General features: G+C 47.8%; 11 protein-coding genes and 1 pseudogene. 3 read left to right on the top strand and 9 right to left on the bottom strand.

Annotated elements, in window-relative coordinates; translation table 11 throughout:
* Window positions 1–64 precede the first annotated feature (64 nt).
* Entirely contained in the window at window positions 65–1,528 is a 1,464-nt protein-coding gene (locus RDN93_RS11155) for an rRNA cytosine-C5-methyltransferase (protein WP_308745599.1), read from the top strand.
* On the opposite strand, the gene RDN93_RS11150 is transcribed toward RDN93_RS11155, so the two are convergent.
* The 5 genes from RDN93_RS11150 to RDN93_RS11130 form a co-directional block, all read right to left on the bottom strand.
* A complete protein-coding gene (locus RDN93_RS11150; protein ID WP_308745598.1) occupies window positions 1,523–2,716 on the bottom strand; it encodes a TolC family protein in 1,194 nt (397 codons plus the stop codon). The genes RDN93_RS11155 and RDN93_RS11150 overlap by 6 nt on opposite strands.
* A gap of 10 nt (window positions 2,717–2,726) precedes the next feature.
* A complete protein-coding gene (locus RDN93_RS11145) occupies window positions 2,727–5,816 on the bottom strand; it encodes an efflux RND transporter permease subunit (protein ID WP_308745597.1) in 3,090 nt (1,029 codons plus the stop codon).
* Window positions 5,817–5,890: 74 nt separating this feature from the next.
* A complete protein-coding gene (locus RDN93_RS11140) occupies window positions 5,891–7,141 on the bottom strand; it encodes an efflux RND transporter periplasmic adaptor subunit (RefSeq protein ID WP_308745596.1) in 1,251 nt (416 codons plus the stop codon).
* An 86-nt stretch (window positions 7,142–7,227) separates the two neighbouring features.
* Window positions 7,228–7,644 (bottom strand): DUF6769 family protein, encoded by a 417-nt coding sequence (locus RDN93_RS11135; protein WP_308745595.1) that lies wholly within the window; start codon window positions 7,642–7,644, stop codon window positions 7,228–7,230.
* A gap of 280 nt (window positions 7,645–7,924) precedes the next feature.
* Window positions 7,925–9,562 carry an ABC-F family ATP-binding cassette domain-containing protein gene (locus RDN93_RS11130; RefSeq protein WP_308745594.1) on the bottom strand — a complete coding sequence of 546 codons (1,638 nt, stop codon included), beginning with the start codon at window positions 9,560–9,562 and terminating at the stop codon, window positions 7,925–7,927.
* 118 nt (window positions 9,563–9,680) lie between these two features.
* Between RDN93_RS11130 and RDN93_RS11125 the strand changes: the two genes are divergently transcribed.
* Entirely contained in the window at window positions 9,681–10,079 is a 399-nt protein-coding gene (locus tag RDN93_RS11125) for a response regulator (RefSeq protein WP_308745593.1), read from the top strand.
* 381 nt (window positions 10,080–10,460) lie between these two features.
* Here the strand turns inward: RDN93_RS11125 and RDN93_RS11120 are convergent, their stop codons facing one another.
* The 3 genes and pseudogenes from RDN93_RS11120 to RDN93_RS11110 form a co-directional block, all read right to left on the bottom strand.
* Window positions 10,461–11,012, bottom strand: coding sequence for a lipid-binding protein (locus RDN93_RS11120; protein WP_308745592.1), 552 nt, complete (start codon window positions 11,010–11,012; stop codon window positions 10,461–10,463).
* Window positions 11,013–11,052: 40 nt separating this feature from the next.
* Window positions 11,053–12,522 (bottom strand): SusD/RagB family nutrient-binding outer membrane lipoprotein, encoded by a 1,470-nt coding sequence (locus tag RDN93_RS11115; protein ID WP_308745591.1) that lies wholly within the window; start codon window positions 12,520–12,522, stop codon window positions 11,053–11,055.
* A gap of 13 nt (window positions 12,523–12,535) precedes the next feature.
* Window positions 12,536–15,547: pseudogene (locus tag RDN93_RS11110) on the bottom strand (SusC/RagA family TonB-linked outer membrane protein); the annotation flags it as partial.
* A 334-nt stretch (window positions 15,548–15,881) separates the two neighbouring features.
* On the opposite strand from RDN93_RS11110, the gene RDN93_RS11105 reads away from it, so the two are divergent.
* Window positions 15,882–16,103 carry a carboxypeptidase-like regulatory domain-containing protein gene (locus RDN93_RS11105; RefSeq protein WP_308745590.1) on the top strand — a complete coding sequence of 74 codons (222 nt, stop codon included), beginning with the start codon at window positions 15,882–15,884 and terminating at the stop codon, window positions 16,101–16,103.
* A 415-nt stretch (window positions 16,104–16,518) separates the two neighbouring features.
* Here the strand turns inward: RDN93_RS11105 and RDN93_RS11100 are convergent, their stop codons facing one another.
* Complete coding sequence (locus RDN93_RS11100) at window positions 16,519–18,768, bottom strand: inorganic phosphate transporter (protein ID WP_308745589.1); 2,250 nt, start codon at window positions 18,766–18,768, stop codon at window positions 16,519–16,521.
* Between the last annotated feature and the right edge of the window lie 284 nt (window positions 18,769–19,052).

Below are 19,052 nucleotides of genomic sequence, written 5' to 3'. Positions count from 1 at the left end.
AATATCCGAGAAAGTTGCAAAGAGACGAAATATTTTTGATATTTGCGCAAATTATTATACGAAAATGGATTTACCCGCTTCTTTCATAAAGTACACCCGCTCTTTATTGGGCGATGAAGAATACGACAAACTGGCTGTTGCTATCCAACAGGAACCTCCTGTCAGCATAAGGTTTAACAAGTTGAGAATGGATTCTCAACTTGTTCCCGTTCCTTGGGCATCCGAGGGCTTTTATCTTGATGAGCGTCTTACTTTTACGTTCGACCCGTTGTTTCATGCGGGGTGCTATTATGTTCAGGAAGCCTCTTCCATGTTTGTAGAGCAGGCGCTCCGGCAATATGTCACAGAGCCGGTGGTGATGTTGGATCTCTGTGCTGCCCCCGGTGGAAAATCGACTCATGCCCGCAGTGTACTTCCTGAAGGAAGTCTGTTGGTTGCCAATGAAGTCATCAGAAACCGTTCGCAGATTTTGGCGGAGAACCTGACAAAGTGGGGACATCCGGATGTAGTTGTTACGAACAATGATCCTGCTGATTTTTCGTCCTTGCCGTCTTTCTTTGACGTGATTCTGACCGACGTTCCTTGTTCCGGTGAAGGAATGTTCCGCAAAGATCCGGTAGCAGTTGAAGAGTGGAGTCCTGAAAATGTGGAAATATGCTGGCAACGGCAGCGAAGAATTATCGCAGATATCTGGCCTGCCTTGAAGCCCGGTGGAATTCTTATATATAGTACGTGTACCTATAATACAAGAGAAGACGAAGAAAACGTCTGTTGGATTCAGCAAGAATTTGGAGCCGAACCGCTAGTCCTGGACATTTCGGAAGACTGGAATATAACAGGAAATCTCTTATATAAGAAGTCTGAGACCCCAGATATGGGCGGGAATTCTGAACAAGTGGCTTCCGTCTACCATTTCTTCCCGCACAAAACCAAAGGCGAAGGCTTTTTCCTTGCTGCCCTTCGCAAACCGGAAACAGAAGCAGATACTATGCCAGCTTTTCTTTCTTCAAAAAACAAGGCAGCAAAGAAAAAGGATAAGAAAGGCGGGGCAATCCCTTCAGTTGTCTCCAAAGAGCATCTGAATATAGTCAAGAGTTGGCTGAATGAAGAGAAATCCCACGGATATATAGTATCGGTAGAGGGAACCAAGATTCAAGCCTTTCCGCAACAATACGTTGAAGAACTGGCAGCTATGAAGCAAAGCCTGAAAATCGTATTGGCGGGAGTTGGCATAGGAGAGGTGAAAGGGAAGGATTTGATTCCCGACCACGCTTTGGCGATGAGTTCCGCGCTATTGCGGCAGGGAGCTTTTGCAACCGAAGATATAACTTATGAACAAGCGATTGCCTATTTACGGAAAGAGGCCATTGCCTTGTCGGCAACAGCCCCTCGCGGTTATATTTTACTTACTTACCGGAATATCCCTCTCGGTTTCGTAAAGAACATCGGCAATCGTGCAAACAATCTTTATCCGCAAGAGTGGCGTATCCGTAGCGGATATTTGCCGGACGAGATAAAGACCTTATAGTTTACTTTTGTAAATTCGTGCCATTGCTTTTTGGTACTGATTTTCCAGTTGCAAATAATTCTGGTGGCTTTGATAAATCACGGATACCTCGACAAAGTATTCAATCATGCTGATTTGTCCGCCCGTTAAAGCCTGTCTTAGCAATGCCAGGTCTTGTTGGGACTGGAAAGTCTTGCTGTATTCTTCCATAGAAGTATGCAGCGCTTTAGCTTCCCGATAAAGCTGTGCCAGTTCAGATTCCACCTGCAATGCGGCATTATCCTTTTGCAAGTCAATATTCAGCGCTTGTGCTTTGGCAATCTTTACCTTATTCCGGTTTTCGAAAATCGGGAAAGAAAAGCCGACCACTACACCGTTGAACGGTACTCCCGTCTCTGTATTCCGTCGATAACCCAACTCCAGTTTCGGTAGCCACTGAGACTTGTTGACAGCAATCTGTTTGCGAGCAACCAGACTCTCGTTGCCAAGTGCCATCAATGTGCGGTCTGCGGACATCACCTCAGACTTCAAAATCTGATAATCAGAGGGGAAAGGCACAGCCGCATATTGATTCTCTTCGAAAACTACCGGAATATTTCCGTTCAACGTATTCAGTTCTTGCAACTTATTGCGAAGTGCCGTCTCGTTCAGAGACGCTTCTGTTTTCACGTTCAGCAGTTCCAGGTTAATCTTGTTCGTCTCGAGTGCATTCGCGTCTCCCGTTTGCAGACGTTTGGTGTACATCTTGGCAAGCTCTTCCGCATTGCGCAGACGCTCTTCCAGGATGTTTTTCTGCTGGCGGAGCATGATAATATCCAGGCAAAGTTCTTTTGCTTGCAATAATTTCTCTTGGCGGAAAACATCTGCCTGACTGTCATAAGCTCCGGCTTTCAATCGGTTCAGCTTATTGCGTGTTGCATATAAACTGGGGAAATCGAAGCTTTGTGAAACAACCAGCTCGCCAATTGTTTCACTCTTATCTTTCGCACCCCAAAGATGCGCATAAGAAAGTGTGGGGTCGGGCAAGTTATTCTCCGTTCGGGATTCCAATTTTTGCGAAGTAATAAGTTGGGCATTTGCCTGCAATTCCTTATTATTCGTTTCTATATTTTTTAATACCTGCTCTATGCTACTCTGAGCATGTGCACCGCCTGTCAGGGCGAAAAGTGCTGTAGCAGTAAAAGAACCTATGATAATAATTCGTTTCATACTTTTTCTTTTATTTGTTTTTTGGGGAGTGCATCATCAGGTAAACAATCGGGACAATGAAACCGTTCAGGAATGTAGATGTTAAAAGTCCGCCCAGAATAACTTTAGCCATCGGGCTTTGAATCTCGTTTCCGGGCAGATCGCCACCTAGTGCAAGTGGAATCAGTGCCAGGGCAGAAGACAATGCAGTCATCAGAATCGGGTTCAGACGGTCGAGAGACCCCAGTATCACGCTGTCGTAGACATTCAGACCTTCCTCTTTTTGCAGATGGTTGTAGTGGCTGATGAGCAACATACCGTTTCGGGTCGCAATACCGAACAGAGAGATAAAGCCGATGATAGCCGGAATGCTCACCTCTCCCGTGGTGATAACCAGTGCAAATACGCCGCCAATCAGTGCAAGCGGCAAGTTCAGCAAGATAACGCCGGATTCCTTCACGTTGCGGAATTCATGGTAAAGCAGCAGGAAGATAACGACAATACTGATAAATGAAGTCAGTGCCAATGTCCGGCTGGCAGCCTGTTCGCTTTCAAACTGTCCGCCGTATTCGATGTGATACCCTTCGGGGAGCTGTACGGACGTGTCGATACGTTCCTGGATGTCGTTCACCACACTACGTAAGTCACGGTCGGCCACGTTGGCGGAAATCACGATTTTACGTTTTACATTTTCGCGGTTGATTGTGTTCGGCCCCATGGACGAAACCACTTCCGCCACGTAGTTCAGAGGAACTTTGCGGCCGTCGTTGGTATCCACCATCAGATTGCGGATTTTCTCCATTTCATCTCGCGCGTCATCTTTCACCTTGACGATAAGGTCGAAACTCTTCCCCTTTTCGTAAACCTGTGAGATGACTTTTCCTGCGAGAGCTACGTTGACATACTCCGAAAATTCCGGCAAGGTGATTCCAAATTTGGCCAGCATTTCCCGTTTCGGCTGGATTTTCAACTGTGGACGTTCGATTTGCTGCTCCACGTTGAGGTCGGCGATGCCCGGAATATCCTCGATAGCCCCTTTTATCTGGTTGCCGAGCGAGAACATCTTGTTCAGGTCGTCACCAAAAAGTTTGATAGCAATATTCGCCTTTGTACCGGACAACATAGCATCGATACGGTGACTGATAGGCTGGCCGATTTCTATATTCGCGCCGGTGATTGTACCCAACTTCTCGCGAACCTCGGCAACAAGCTCATTGCGCGGGCGATCTTTCAGTTCAAAAGGCGCCTCGATTTCCGACACGTTCACGCCAAGCGCATGCTCGTCCAATTCGGCACGCCCCGTTTTGCGGGCCACCGTCTGTATTTCGGGAATGGTGAGCAACAATTCCTCTGCGCGATGCCCCATTTTGTTGCTTTCTTCCAAAGAGATACCCGGCAGAGAACTGATATTGATAGTAAAAGAACCTTCGTTGAAAGAAGGCAAGAAACTGCGTCCGAGAGTAAAGAACACACCGAGAGCAATAACAAACAGTCCGATAGTACTACCTAAAGTCAACCGTTTGTGCGCCAGCACCCATGTAAGAGCTTTTCCGTAAATCCCTTTCATCCAACGTGCTACGAAAGATTCTTTCAGCTCCTTGTTCGTCTTGCCGCTGCCTAGTAGATATGAACAGAGCACCGGTGTCAGCGTGAGTGCAACTACCGTTGAAGCAAACAGTGCCACGATAAACGCAATGCCCAATGGAACCAGCATACGTCCTTCCATTCCACTCAGGAAGAAAAGAGGAACAAAACTGACAACAATAATCAATGTCGAATTAAGGATAGGCATACGCACCTCTTTAGAGGCGTTAAACACCACTTCGAGCGTACTAAGCCGTTCAGCTTCCGGTTTTTGGCGGTTCTCCCGCAGCCGCTTGTACACATTTTCTACATCGACAATTGCGTCGTCCACCAGCGAACCGATGGCAATCGCCATACCGCCGAGACTCATCGTATTGATAGTCAGCCCCATGTAATGTAGCGTCAGAATAGAAACAAGCAGCGAGATAGGCAATGTCACCAACGAAATCACCGTTGTGCGCACATTCGCCAGGAACAGAAAAAGAACGATGACCACAAAGATACCACCTTCAAAAAGCGACTTTTTCACGTTACCGATAGAGCTTTCGATAAAACGGCTCTGACGGAAGATATCGGTAGACACTTTCACGTCCGCAGGCAAATTCTTCTGAAGGTCTTTCAGCGAAGCTTCCAGTTTGTCTGTCAGTTCGAGCGTGCTGGTGGCAGGTTGTTTGGTGACAGTCATCAGTACGGCAGGTTTGCCGCGTTCGGAAGCCGTTCCCAGTTTCGGAGCTTTCGGTCCGATTTTCACATCGGCGATATCTTCCAGTGTCACAGGGAAAGTGTTCACCGTTTTCACGACAGCTTTGCCGAGCTCTTCTATCTTTGATGTGGAGAGTACGCCACGTACAATGTATTCATTTCCAAACTCGTATAGCACGCCACCGTTGGCATTGAGGTTCATATCCTGGGTGACAGTCATCACTTCGCCCATTGAAACGCCGTAGTGGCGCATCCGTTCCGGGTCTAGCTGAATTTGGTATTCTTTGATGTCTCCGCCCAGTACTGCCACCTGTGCCACACCGCCGGTAGACAATAGGCGGGGACGAATCGTCCAGTCGGCAATCGTCCGGAGGTCGAGCATCGAGGTCGAGTCGGCAGTCAGACCGACGATAAGCATTTCACCGAGAATCGAAGACTGCGGGCCGAGAGTCGGCTTGCCGACGTTGGCAGGGAGAGATTCGCTGACTACTGCCAGTTTCTCGCTGACAATCTGACGGGCAAGGTAAATATCTGTTCCCCAGTCAAATTCCACCCATACAACAGAAAAACCGTTGGTGGAAGAGGAGCGTACGCGGCGTACACCGGTAGCACCGTTCACGGCTGTTTCGACAGGAAAGGTGACGAGTTGTTCCACTTCCTCGGCTGCCATGCCGTTGGCTTCGGTCATGATGACCACCGTAGGGGCATTGAGGTCGGGGAAAACGTCTACTTCCGTATGCATGGCAGTGTAAGTCCCCGCGATGAGCAGGAGAACGGCCGCGCAGAGCACAACCAGGCGGTTGTGCAGGGAGTAATGTATGATTTTGTTAAGCATGATAATTCATCAATTGAGTGATACAAAATTGGATAGATGCACCGCAAGGAAATCCGGCTGCGGCACCTTGCCGCTTAGTGCTCGTGGCTGTGCGCAGGAATGGCGTTGCTGGCGCTTGCCAGGCGAACCTGATAAGCTCCCTCGGTCACTATACGGTCGCCCGGTTTTATTCCGGTCAGGATTTGCACGCTCTTGCCGTTGTCGGCACCTAGAGTGACTTCCTGCTTCTTGTATCCTTCCTCATCGAGTTGCAGATATACAAAGAATATTCCCTGCTCCTCGGTCAATGCTGTGCGGGGAAGGGAGAGCACATTTTCCAGTTGTGAAGAAAGCAGATAAACCTCTACGAACGAGCCGGCAATGATATCGCCTTTGTTGTCAAACTCGAAAGTCACGGGCACGTAGAAAGAATTGTCACCCGATGTCTTTCCGAAAGAAAGAAGTCGGCCGTTTAACGCACTCAACTCGTACACCATATTATTATAAGGTGTCTGGAAATTGGCGGAATTGATTGTACGGAGATACGGATAATACTTTTCCGACACTTCGGCACGGAGGAACAGACGGCGGTTTTGCGTCACACTGATCAGCGGTTGTCCGATGGTCACATAGTCTCCCTCTTTCACAAGGATACTTTTCACGTAGCCGGCGATAGGTGCGGTGATATTCTGTCCGATTGCCGAATGATTTTTTGCGAGCGCTTCGTAACTGATGCGGGCATTTTCGTAATTCTGTTCCGCCTGTGCAAAATCCTTGTCGGATACGATTTTGTTGGCTACAAGCGCTTTCATACGTTCGTATTCTTTCTTCGAAACTTCGTAAGCGATGCGGGCACGCTGCACCGGGTCGCCGTCTGCGATGTTGTGCGAAGAAATGGTTACCAACGGAGTACCGCGTCCCACGCTCATGCCTTCCGTCACCTTTCCGCGGAAAGAGACAACACCTGCCACTGTGGCTACGGCTACGGATTCGTCACCTTGTGCAGCCAGTACCTGTCCGCTGGTTTTGATGACTTGCCGGAAAGGGGCGGGCTCTACGACGCTCACCTTTACTCCGGCGGCGTCAGCTTTCGCTTTCGGGAGAATAATCTCGTCGCTGTGGGCATCGGCGGCTTCGTTGTGGTCGTCGGTGGTACCCCCCTTGTGATTGTTTGCGGAACCGTGACTATGGTCGCCATTACATTCTCCTTCGTGATTGTGTCCATCATGGTTGTGTGTGACGGTACTATGGTCATGTCCTTCATGGTCATGACTATGCACATTTTTGTTAGTGCAGGAGCCTAAGGCGAACAAGCCCAGGATTCCCATTAAAAAAATCTTCTTCATAAATGATATTTTCCTACTGAGTTTTACTGTTTTTTTACGTTACAAAGATACGGTAATGCGGATGCAACAGATTTGCATTCACGTTTTTACGCAAAAACAGAGTAGGGGGGAGCACGAAGGGAAGTGGCACGGGGAGTATCCGTACCATGCAGAGAATCTCGGTAGACGTAGTAGTTCTTGACCCGTCTCTCTTGCGGTCGCAATAAATGTTCTATGATTACATCCGTGAACAGCGTAGCGATGAATACGTAATCCGGACCGCTATCCGTATGTACGGATGGGATAGGTGATTGAAAGCGCGTCAGGCACTCGCTGCTGCAACACGAGTCGTTTGCCGGGTGGTGATGGTGGTGATGCATGGGGCACTGCTGTTCTACCGGCAAGTCCTGCTTCATGCAAATCATTCCGTCGGAGTGGTGGTGATGGGGAATAACGGCTGCCACCAACATGATAATGTTGATAAAAAACAGCAGAGTTACTATCATTCGTTTCTTCCCTTTCATCCTTTCTTTTAGAGAAATTATTTTTTTAGTGGTTCTTTTTCTTTGTTTGACATAGCTTGTTCTTTCTAAGTCCTGCTATATTAATGTGCACAAATATACAAATACTTTTCTTTCTTTTTCTAGCCATCACCCTCTTTTTATTATTTATTAGGGTGTTATAAGTTGATAAATTCAGACATAAGAACAAAAGAACGTAAAGGCTGCGCTTAGAAAATTATTCCTGCTGTTTATTTAACTACAGTTTTAATTTTTGTTCTTATGTTCTTCTGTCTGAAAAATATTATTTCTTTTCCAGTTCCTGCAACGAATCCATTTTTTTCTTCTCAAGGAACTCATAGATGCCGCAAAGATGTTCCGTCACTTTCTGGTTGCCGAACTCATACACCTTCGTCACCAATCCGTCGAGGAAGTCACGGTCGTGCGAAACGACAATCAACGTTCCGTCAAAATCGAGCAGTGCCTGTTTCAGAATATCCTTCGTCTTCATGTCAAGATGATTCGTCGGCTCATCGAGAATCAGAAGATTGACAGGCTCCAGCAGCAGCTTAATCATCGCCAACCGCGTCCGCTCACCGCCGGACAACACCTTCACCTTCTTCATCGATTCTTCCGGCCCGCCAAACATGAAAGCTCCCAGCAAATCACGAATCTTATTCCGAATCTCGCCTTTCGCCACATCATCAATCGTCTGGAACACCGTAAGGTTCTCATCCATCAGCGATGCCTGGTTCTGCGCGAAATATCCGATTTGCACATTATGCCCCAGCGTCAGCGTGCCGTCGTGCTCAATCTCCCTCATGATACACTTCACGAGTGTAGACTTACCCTCACCGTTCTTGCCGACGAAAGCCACTTTGTCCCCACGCTCAATCGTCAGATTCGCGTTGCGGAACACCGTCTTCTCACCGTACGACTTGCCTACACCGTCCATAATCACCGGATAACTGCCCGACCGTGGCGAGGGCGGGAATTTCAGCCGCAATGCCGACGTATCCTCTTCGTCCACTTCCAGCAACTCCAGCTTCTCCAACATCTTCACGCGACTCTGCACCTGCAACGTCTTCGAGTACGTCCCCTTGAAACGTTCGATAAACTCCTTCGTCTCGGCGATAAACTTCTGCTGCTCGTCATATGCCTTCTGCTGCTGCTCGCGGCGTTCCTTGCGCAGTTGCAGATATTGGGAGTAATTCACCTTATAGTCATAGATACGCCCCATTGTCACCTCAATAGTGCGTGTCGTAATATTATCCACGAATTTGCGGTCGTGACTAATCACAATCACCGCCTTACCGTTGTTAATCAGAAAATCTTCCAACCACTGGATAGATTCGATATCCAGATGATTCGTCGGCTCATCGAGTAACAGTACATCCGGTTTCTGCAACAGCAACTTCGCCAGCTCGATACGCATCCGCCATCCACCGCTGAAATCACTCGTCTGACGCTGGAAGTCGTCCCGCTTGAACCCCAGTCCCAGCAACGCCTTCTCCACATCTTCCTCGTAATTCGTGGCATCAATCGAGTAAAACTTTTCGCTCAACGCGGAAACTTCCTCAATCAGTGACATATAACTGTCACTCTCGTAGTCCGTCCGCGTCTCCAACTCCTTGTTCAATCTCTCAATCTCCGCTTCCATCTCGTGCAGATGTGCGAACGCCTGTGCCGTTTCGTCAAACACCGTCCGTCCGTCTTCCGTCATCAAGTGCTGCGGCAGGTAAGCCACCACACAATCTTTCGGCGCGGAAACCTTGCCGCGGGTAGGCTGCCGCACACCTGCCAGAATCTTCAGCAGTGTACTTTTTCCTGCCCCGTTTTTACCCATCAGGGCGATGCGGTCTTTCTCATTAATTACAAAGGAAATATCACTAAATAAAGCAGTGCCGCCAAACTCTACGGCCAATCCGTCAACAGAAATCATACTATTCTTTTAATTTGAAGCGCAAAGATAGCGAAATATATGAATATTTTTTATACCTTGCGGGCTGAAAAGGGAGACTACCCTTAAAAAACAGATAAAATAACAATAGTAAAACAATATGGAAGGTGAACAAACCAATGAATTCCGTCCACTGATTCTGGTGGCTGAGGATGATGACAGCAACTTCAAATTAATAAAGGCTATCATAGGTAAAAAATGTGATATCGAATGGGCTAGAAACGGCGAAGAAATGGTGCAGTTGTTCCAGCAACACCACGAAAAAGTCAAAGCGATGCTGATGGATATCAAAATGCCCGTAATGAACGGACTGGAAGCGACGAAAATAATCCGTGAGTCCAATACAGAAATCCCCATCATCATGCAGACTGCTTACGCTTTCAGCTCCGACAAGGAAAACGCGATGAACGCAGGAGCGACGGAAGTGCTGGTGAAACCGATCACTTTGGGAATTCTCCGCACTACACTAAGTAAATACTTACCCGACTTGCAATGGTAGAATAGATACTTAAAAAAAGTAAATAGGGTGGATTGGTAGAAAATAGTATCGGTCAGTAGAAAAATGGTATCACAAAATGTGCCGTATGTTTACATTTTCAGTCTGCTTATCTTCATGCTTCATCACAATTAAACGATAATTCTTAGGTGCGAATTATACGGTATACACGGCTTTCACGGCTTTTGGAAATATAGTGTATAAGAGAGTAATCCGTGCTTAAAAAAAGTAAAATAGGCGAACCTCACGGTTGGCCTATTTTTGTTCGCCTCTGTTAATTTGTTAGAGTTCAGAAGCGACGCTATGTAAAGTCCCTCCTTTGAGAGAAATTAGTTCAGTTAGAGAGAGAGGATAAGGCTGGCCTATCCCCTCTGAGGAATCTTTTTATACCGGAGAATACCAAGTCTCGTCTTCGTCCCATGCCGTCCAGCGAAAACCTTTCACCGTGTAGGTTTTTCCGTTCAGAGTGTACTTGACTTCTATGCCGTCGGCTTTCCCGTTTGTCGGTGTTGTCACGCTTTTCTCGGTCATGACACCTGAGGTAACGGTAAATTCTCCGACAACTGTATGACCGTCCGCTTCCATATTTCCGGCTGTTCCGCTGAAAGTGCGTGCCGTTACGTCACAACTGATTTTGCCCAGAATACCGGCGTCGAATGAGTCGTCACTCGGCAGCTTGATCCAAAGTTTGTCTTTATCGTTTTCAGCCGTATTATACAGATACATATAGGTTCCATATACATTATAGGTAACCCCGTTGCTTGTCATTTGATGCATCACTATCTCTTGATTGTTCTCATCAAGCACTTTTACGTAGTACTGTCCGCCCAGCGGGTAGGTGGGTGCAAACTCCTGCTCATAGTCTCCGTAGGTGTCGCATGAAGCGAAAGTCACCAGGGCGAACATCAGGAAAAATAAATATTTAATAGGTTTCATATATATCCTTTCTTTTTTCTAAAAATCAATATCCATTCGTTTATTTATGCCACCACAACGGTTCGGTGATTCCCGGAACTACCGAAGGAGCGTTGGTGTTGTAGTCCAATGACTCTCTGGAGTAGATGAAGCGGTGGGCATATTGTCCTTTGGCCAAAGAACTGTTCTCGTTGTATGCCAGTGTTCCCAGTTCATAACCCGGATTTTCCGTAGTCAGTGTTCCTATCGCCGGTATTCCTGTACGGTTGATGTCAAACCAGGTGTCCCATGCTTGGCAACGGGTGCTGGCAATCCATTTCTGGGTAAGGATGCACTTCAACATACTGGCTTCATTGGTACTGTCAAATTCGTAATCGCCATCGGCCGTGATGAATGAGCTGCCATCGCGTCCCCATCTTTCGAATGAGAGTTCTACGGCGTTGTCGTAATGAGTTTTGGCACTCGCTTTGTCTGCCAGTCGTGCGTAGCATTCTGCCAACAGATATTCTGCTTCGGCAGCCGACATATAATAGACAGGGTCGAGCGCACCTATCGTGGCACGGGCTGTTGTCCGGATGGAGTAAACGGTAGACGTTCTGTTTCCATACGGAATAGCCCTGTAAGAGCCGTCCGCCGCCTTGTCATAGAAATCTTCGATACGCGGATCGTTGTGTGCTGCCAGATAGTTAGCTAGTGTAGTGCAGGCACGCACGTTGTTCGTAGTGTTCAACTGGCGACGGTCGTTTTCATAGAACGGATTCGATTTGTTCACAATGTCCTCAAAGCAATGCACCGTAGCGTCTCCGTCTGTCAGGAATCCGCCTGCGGCAAGCATCGTTTGTATCTCCGTCTTGTTTGCATTGAAGTCTCTCATCAATAGTTTGAGTTTCAGTGTTTTGGCAAATTTGATCCACTTGGAGATGTCTCCGTCGAAAATGTAATCTTCCACCCCCATTGTCAGAAGTCCCGGTGCAGATGCGTCGGCTTCTTTGTCGATTGCGTCATTCAGCATCTTCAGGATGCCCGGATATACTACTGTTTTGCTGTCGTCATATTTACAGTTTTGTCCTTGCAGCGCTTCGGTGAACGGGATGTCACCGTAAGCGTCGGTGAGCACATGATAGGTGAAGGCAGTCATGATTTTGCCTGCTACCCAGTAGTTCCATGCGCCTTCGGCTTCCGATTTCTTAATCACGAGGTCGAGGTCGGGCAGTACGTCGGCATAAGGGATTCTCCAGAGACGCAGGTCGCTGGATGAAGTCATGGCGTAGTTGACCAGCGTGATGTATTGGCTGGACGACGGGTTTTGCGTGTAGTGCTGTGACCACATTCCGCCGTAAAGCTGGTATAGATAACCCATCACGGCTGCCGAGCCGGTGAATGCGGACGGGAGCAGGGACGTCACGGTAACTTGTGATTCGCCCGGATAGTTCGGGTTTTCATTGACATCCAGGTAGTTCTCACAGGAAGTGAACATTCCGGACAGGACGGTGCTTAATACACCTATATATAAATATTTAATCTTTTTCATCTTCAATCGTCTTTTAGAATACAACTTTAATACCACCACCTATGTTGCGTGTAGAAGGAAGAGCGGCAAACTCTCCGAGTTCAGAGGTGATGTCATTACCATAGTTTGTGATTTCAGGGTCAACGTAATTGTTGGCTTTCGGAGTCCACATGAAGAGGTTGCGTCCGATGAAACTTACGTCCAACTGGCGGATTCCGAGTTTGGAAATCCATGCTTTGGGCAGTGAGTAAGAGAGTACCAGTTCTCTCAGTTTCAGGTAGCCTTTCGGGATAACGAAGTTTTCGAACTGGCTTCTTGAGTAAGAGTCGCTGTAATAGTTGCTCATGTTGTCGCTCGTTACCGGATTGTTGTTTTCTGCGTATCCGCCGCCCGGAAGTGCGACAACGGAGTTGGGCACAACGAACGGGTCGCGGTTGTTGAATACCGAGCGGGTCGTGTTACCCACAAAATGCATCAACTGCGCGGTGTATGAGTACATATAGCCGCCTTTGCGCCAGTCGGCTACTGCCGAAAGGGTGAAACCTTTGTATTTGAGGCTTGTATTGAAGCCCATGGTGAAGTCGGGAGATGAAGAACCGATAGTCTTCATTTCGCTGTTGCTGGTGGTCGGGATACCGTTGGCGTCAACAATTGTTTTCCCGTAGTAGGGGCTGTTCTCGTCCTGTACGGTTGCGATGGCGGGCACTTGGAAAATACCGAGCGGTTCGCCCACCTTAGCTACGAAGTTCACACTGTATGCGGTTTGCAATACATATTCCGTCACTGGTTTGCTGCCTTCGTTCCACAGTTTGTTTACCTTGCTCCAGTTCTTGCTGAACGTCACGCCCAAGTCCCATTCTACTTCTTTGGTGCGTACCGGAGTGAAGTTCAGCGCAATTTCAATACCCTTGTTCGAAATTTCACCGACGTTGCGTACGGCTGTCGTGTAGCGGGTTTCCGGTGCTACATCTGCTGAGATGATTTGGTTTTTGGTCAGCTTGTCATAATAAGCGACATCGATGCCGATGCGGTTGTTGAAGAAGTTGGCTGTCAGTCCTAATTCCCATTCGGAAGTCTTTTCCGGTTTCAGGTTGTTGTTAGGCTGGCGGTTGTATTCAGTCAGTCCCAGTGCACCGTTCAAGGGTGCGTCGAGGTATCCGAATCCACTGGAGATATGGTCGGGGATATAGTATGCCAATGTTCTGTATACATCAGCGTCATTACCGGTTTGTCCCCATGCGGCACGTACTTTGAGGAAGTCCATCACGTTGTTTTTCAGTGAAGGGAACATATCGGTCAGTATGAGTGACGTATTGATGCCACCGTAAAAGAAACTGTTGTTGTTGATTGGCAGGGTTGACGACCAGTCGTTACGTCCGGAGAGGTTGACAAACCAGAAATTCTTATACCCGAATTCTACCTGGGCGAAAGCACCGATTGTTCTGCGCAAGTCTCTGTAGTTGGTGCTGACAGGTTTGTCGATACCGTTCTGCAGGTTGTACCATCCTTCCATGAAGAGCCCCTCGAGATAAGACTTGAGGTAAGACGACTTCCGTTGGTTGAGGTTCCAACCGGCGGTACCGCCCAGTGTAATGTCCGAACCGATATTATAGTTGGCGTTTACGAATATCGTAGCGTCGATTTGGTCGTAGTTGTCGGTACGTTCGGTATAAGTCCCCTTTTCATCGGATTTACCGCCGTCGGTACTGTACGAGTTGTCTGCGTAAGTCAGTTTCGCAGTACGCAGTTTCTGGCGTGAGTTGGTGAAGTCGCCGCCAAGACGTCCCACAGCTTTCAATCCGGGGATGACTTCGTATGACAATTCCAGTTTACCGTAGATACGGTCGTCCTGATAGCTGTTCTTGTTGTTGGCGAGTACCCAGTACGGGTTTTGCGCGTACCAAGTATAATAGTTGTCGGCGTCATAACGTTCGTCGTTATAGTCTTTCATTACCGAGTAGTCTATGTCTACGGGATGCTGTATCAGTTCCTGCTGCATGGTTGCTCCTGCTTTACCCTGTCCGGCGGCAGCTTTTGTCATATCCTTGCGGATATAGGTGATGCTTGCGTCGGCGCTGAACTTGCCGAAGTTCATGTTGCCGCGGAAAGAGAACGTGTTACGTTCATATTTGTCGGCGTTGTCGGGCAATACACCATTTGAAGAGGTGTTGCCGTAAGAAAGCATCAATCCCATCTTTTCGTTACCGGTACGTACGCTGACGTTGTTGTTCATCTCGAATCCGGTAGTGTAGAAGTTGCGAAGGTTGTCTTTCACGAACGAGAAATTCTTTTTCATCGGAGTGCTCAGGTTGTAGGAACCCCATTCGTGGAGTCTGCCGTCGAGTACAGGTCCCCATGAACCATTCTCGGCACTGTCCCAGATTCCCCATCCCTGACCGAACTTGTCTTGTTCCTGCGGCACGCGCAGCACGTTCGAAGCCATGAATGAACCGTCATAAGAGATTGTCAGTTTTTCTTGTTTGGCACGTTTGGTGGTAATCATCACGACACCGTTGGCCGCTCTCGAGCCGTAGAGTGCCGTAGCTGACGCGCCTTTCAATATGGTCACCGATTCTACATCGTCCGGGTTGACGTCGTTGGCACCGTTACCGAAGTCGACTGCGTCACTGGCGTCGATAACACCGTTGCCGAGGTCGTTAGAGAGGCTGGTATTGTTGGACATCGGCACACCGTCAATGACGTACAGCGGCTGGTTGCTTGCGAAGGACGAGTATCCACGCACAATCACTTTTTGAGAACTACCGGCTGTTCCGGCACTGGAGATATTTACACCGGCTATCTTTCCGGAAAGTCCGGACATCACCGAACCTGACTTAGCTGCAACAAGATCGTCACTCTTGACCGTAGAAGCAGCATAACCTAATATCTTCTCGCTTCTCTTAATACCCAAAGCGGTGACTACTACTTCGTCCAATGCCTTCGCATCCGAACGCAGGATAATTTTCAGCAATCCTTCTCTGATTGTCACGTCTTGTGGAATCATTCCTACATAAGAAACGCGCAAAGTTTTAGAAGTACTTGGTAATAGCCCTTTCCGCTTTCACTATTGTTAATACTCCTTTACTATATTTGTAGTCGTAAAATAACGAAAAGATGCTCTGTTTGGAGAAGAACTAACGATTTTCTTGCTCAGATCTTGATTTTGTTGACACTTTCTTACTGATAATTATAATGCTTAAAATTTGCTAAATAGAAAATATTTCGTTTTAAACTCTCATTTTATCTATTGATGTGCTTACAATATGATACTTTTTAGTTAAAAGTATAACATATTTTTCTACTTGTTATAATTTGTATTATCTTTGCAACCTGTTAGATATGAAAAAATCTGTTTATAGGTTAAATTTAAGAGAGAATTTATGAAAAGAAAATTGATGTTCTTAATGACCTTCCTTTTTATAGGCATAGGTTTGATGACAGCGCAAACGTCCAGAGTTACCGGGTTGGTAACTTCTGAAGAGGACGGACAACCTGTCGTAGGTGCTTCAGTATTGGTGAATGGCACTTCCCTTGGTACTATCACTGATATTGATGGTAAGTTTACAATCACTAATGTACCAAGTACTTCTAAGACTTATTAGTCTTTTTTCTCCCTTTTCCTCTTTTGTTTTTCTTCTATCATACTGTAAATCAGTATTTCTTTTTCGAATTTAGCAATTTAACACTTCACTTTGTTTCTTTTATTGAAACTTTCTTTTCCTGTTTTTGTGAAATGAGTGGTATTGGCTCTTTTTCCGTTTTCGGAGCGAGTGCTGAGATTCTACCCGATTGGGTGGAGGAAATTGAGAGGGATTTCCTTTTTGGGAAGGAGAAGAAACATCTACTTGAATATGGAATAATATGTAGAAGACTTGATTGTAGCAAGTACTACATTCATCTGGATTTCGTCCTTTTGTTTTCGGGGCTTATGTTTTTTTTGGGGGGGGCATTGCAAACGATTTGAGTATTCGTTTGCAATGACTTTCTTATATCTGCCGTTTCGGGCGGAGGTTGGCTTTATGGCATTTCGTTTTCCATTTGGAACTTGCGGCTTACTTTCATCAGGTTGATAGTGTAAGTCACTACGTTTTGAGCTTCCTGAACCATTGTCAGATAGACCATGCTTACGCGGATGCTTCCCGATTGGCTTTGTATGCGTTGCAGTTCCTTGCGTTTCAGCAGTGAGAGCTGACCATTGAGGTCGTTGGCGCGGCGGATTTCTTCTTCCATGTTGTTGTACTCGTTGTTTTCCAGCTTCTTGCGGCATTGTTGAATCAGGTAGGTGATATTTTCGGCGGCATCGCTGAATTCACCTTTCTGGATAGCGTCCAGCGGGTTGAAGTTGTTGTCGATATGTTCCAGGCACGGTTCGCAGAGACGGGCGATACTGTATACCAGTTCGCTGGCGAAGTCGTTGCCCTGGTAGTAGTAAAGTCCTTTTTCGAGTACGGTGTTGTTGTCGAGACGGCACATGGCTACGGTTCCCGTACGCTTCATCTGTTTGATGAGCTGCTTTTCAAACTTGGTGGAACCCATCGCACGGCGCAGTCCGCGGAGATTTTCGTGCAGGAAAGAGGTGACGGTGAGTTCGAAATTCGTTTCTGCATATTCCAGTACTTTGGAGAGCTCTTCGCGGGTGTGCTTGCGCATCAGTTGCAGGGCTTCTTCGTTGTCTGTGGTCTGCATGAGTTGCTTCAGCGTTTCGTTGCCTTGCGCTTTCGCTTTGCGTTTCTTATACATCACCTGGCTGCGTATCAGGATGAATACAGCGAGGGCGATAAGGGCGATGATGGAGATGTTGCCACCGTAATGGAGTACGAGGGCGACGAAGAAACAGATGGTAAAGGCTGCTCCTGCGGTGATGAACCAGCCGCCGATGACGCTCAGTACACCTGTGATACGGTAGACGGCGGAGTCACGTCCCCAGGCGCGGTCGGCGAGTGAAGTACCCATGGCTACCATGAAGGTGACGTAGGTGGTGGAGAGGGGGAGCTTCAGTGAAGTTCCCAAGGCGATGAGCAGACCTGCCAGTACGAGGTTGACGGATGCGCGGACAAGGTCGAAGGCAGCTCCGTCGGCGATGATGGCTTCGTCTTTACGGAAGCGGGAGCTGAACCATTGCTTGCTGTTTTCCGGCATGATGCGTGAGATGCTGTTGGCAAGTGTCATGCTGATGCGGACTACCGTGCGGGCTATCGGGGTGCTTCCAAAAGTTTCTTCACCTTCGTCCTGGCGGGAGAGGTCGACGGAAGTCTTGATTACTGCATGGGCTTTTTTAGAGGTGCAGAGGGCATAGACCATGATGGCACCGGCGCCGATGAGGAAGTACCACGGGGTTTTGGCGGGGCCTAGCAGTGAGGTCATCAGGAAGCCGTTAGCGTTGCCTGCTCCGTTGGCGGTGTAGTCCATGAAGGATGAGAAGCCTGCGAGGGGGACGCCGATGAAGTTGACGAGGTCGTTGCCGGCGAAGGCGAGGGCAAGGGCGAAGGTGCCCATGAGGACGACGACTTTGAAGACGTTGACTTTGAGCCAGTGGAGTATTTGCATCAGTATGGTGAAGAATACGAAAAAGACGGTGATGAGCATCCATGTGTTTTCCTGTATCCAGTGTTTATTGTCGGGGGTCATGAAAGAACTGTCTTTCAGACCTTTGATGAGCATGAAGTAGATGATGGAGGTTGCAGCGATGCCGCCGAAGAGGGCGATGCTGTATTTCATCTTTTTCTTATAGTTGAAGGTGAAGACCACGCGGGCTATCCACTGCACGAGCATTCCGAAGAAGAAGGCGATGGCGACGGATACGAAGATGGCCATGATGACGGAGAGAGCCTTGTCGGTATTGATGAGGTCGCCCAGACCGAGGGTGTCACTGTTGTGTACTTTGATGAGGGAGAGGGCAAAGGTTCCGCCGAGGAGCTCGAAGACGAGGGATACGGTGGTAGAGGTGGGCATACCCATGGAGTTGAATACGTCAAGCAGTACTACATCGGTCAGCATGACGGCGAGCAGGATGCACATGATTTCGGCAAAGTAGAAGTGCTCGGGCTGGTAGATGCCGTGACGGGCGATGTCCATCATTCCGTTGGACAGTGAGGCGCCGATGAAGATGCCGATGCCGGCTATGAACAGGATGGTTTTGAACGAGGCGGCCTTGGCGCCTACCGCCGAGTTCAGGAAGTTGACTGCGTCATTGCTCACGCCGACTATCAGGTCGAAAATGGCGAGGACGAAGAGGAAGATGATGATGCATAAATAAATTGTCTCCATAAATAATATGTGTGTATGTTATTTCCGGGTGCAAAGGACGGGAATAGACGTTGCAGAGAGGTGTCATATGTGTTACATTTGTGTTACATCAAGGAAAAATTAGAGCCATGCGGGGGCTTGTTGCGAGATGGGAGTGTGGTGTGGGGATTGCGGGGGCAGTCTGAACGTTTTTTTTGATAACTATCTTCAAACCAATTCATTTCCGTACGGAAATGAGCTAAACGGTACGGAAATGAACTAATCTTAGTTTTTCTAAAATTAGATTGGCAGTATGCAATGATTTA

Origin of the sequence: uncultured Bacteroides sp. (assembly GCF_902491285.1) — a bacterium.
Taxonomy (GTDB): Bacteria; Bacteroidota; Bacteroidia; order Bacteroidales; family Bacteroidaceae; genus Bacteroides.
This window is presented reverse-complemented; position numbering and strand designations above follow the sequence as displayed.

Bases quoted from the DNA above. Each gene is read 5' to 3' on its own strand.
- RDN93_RS11155 (WP_308745599.1), top strand. From the start codon at position 65: ATGGATTTACCCGCTTCTTTCATAAAGTACACCCGCTCTTTATTGGGC.
- RDN93_RS11150 (WP_308745598.1), bottom strand. From the start codon at position 2,716: ATGAAACGAATTATTATCATAGGTTCTTTTACTGCTACAGCACTTTTC.
- RDN93_RS11145 (WP_308745597.1), bottom strand. From the start codon at position 5,816: ATGCTTAACAAAATCATACATTACTCCCTGCACAACCGCCTGGTTGTG.
- RDN93_RS11140 (WP_308745596.1), bottom strand. From the start codon at position 7,141: ATGAAGAAGATTTTTTTAATGGGAATCCTGGGCTTGTTCGCCTTAGGC.
- RDN93_RS11135 (WP_308745595.1), bottom strand. From the start codon at position 7,644: ATGAAAGGGAAGAAACGAATGATAGTAACTCTGCTGTTTTTTATCAAC.
- RDN93_RS11130 (WP_308745594.1), bottom strand. From the start codon at position 9,562: ATGATTTCTGTTGACGGATTGGCCGTAGAGTTTGGCGGCACTGCTTTA.
- RDN93_RS11125 (WP_308745593.1), top strand. From the start codon at position 9,681: ATGGAAGGTGAACAAACCAATGAATTCCGTCCACTGATTCTGGTGGCT.
- RDN93_RS11120 (WP_308745592.1), bottom strand. From the start codon at position 11,012: ATGAAACCTATTAAATATTTATTTTTCCTGATGTTCGCCCTGGTGACT.
- RDN93_RS11115 (WP_308745591.1), bottom strand. From the start codon at position 12,522: ATGAAAAAGATTAAATATTTATATATAGGTGTATTAAGCACCGTCCTG.
- RDN93_RS11105 (WP_308745590.1), top strand. From the start codon at position 15,882: ATGAAAAGAAAATTGATGTTCTTAATGACCTTCCTTTTTATAGGCATA.
- RDN93_RS11100 (WP_308745589.1), bottom strand. From the start codon at position 18,768: ATGGAGACAATTTATTTATGCATCATCATCTTCCTCTTCGTCCTCGCC.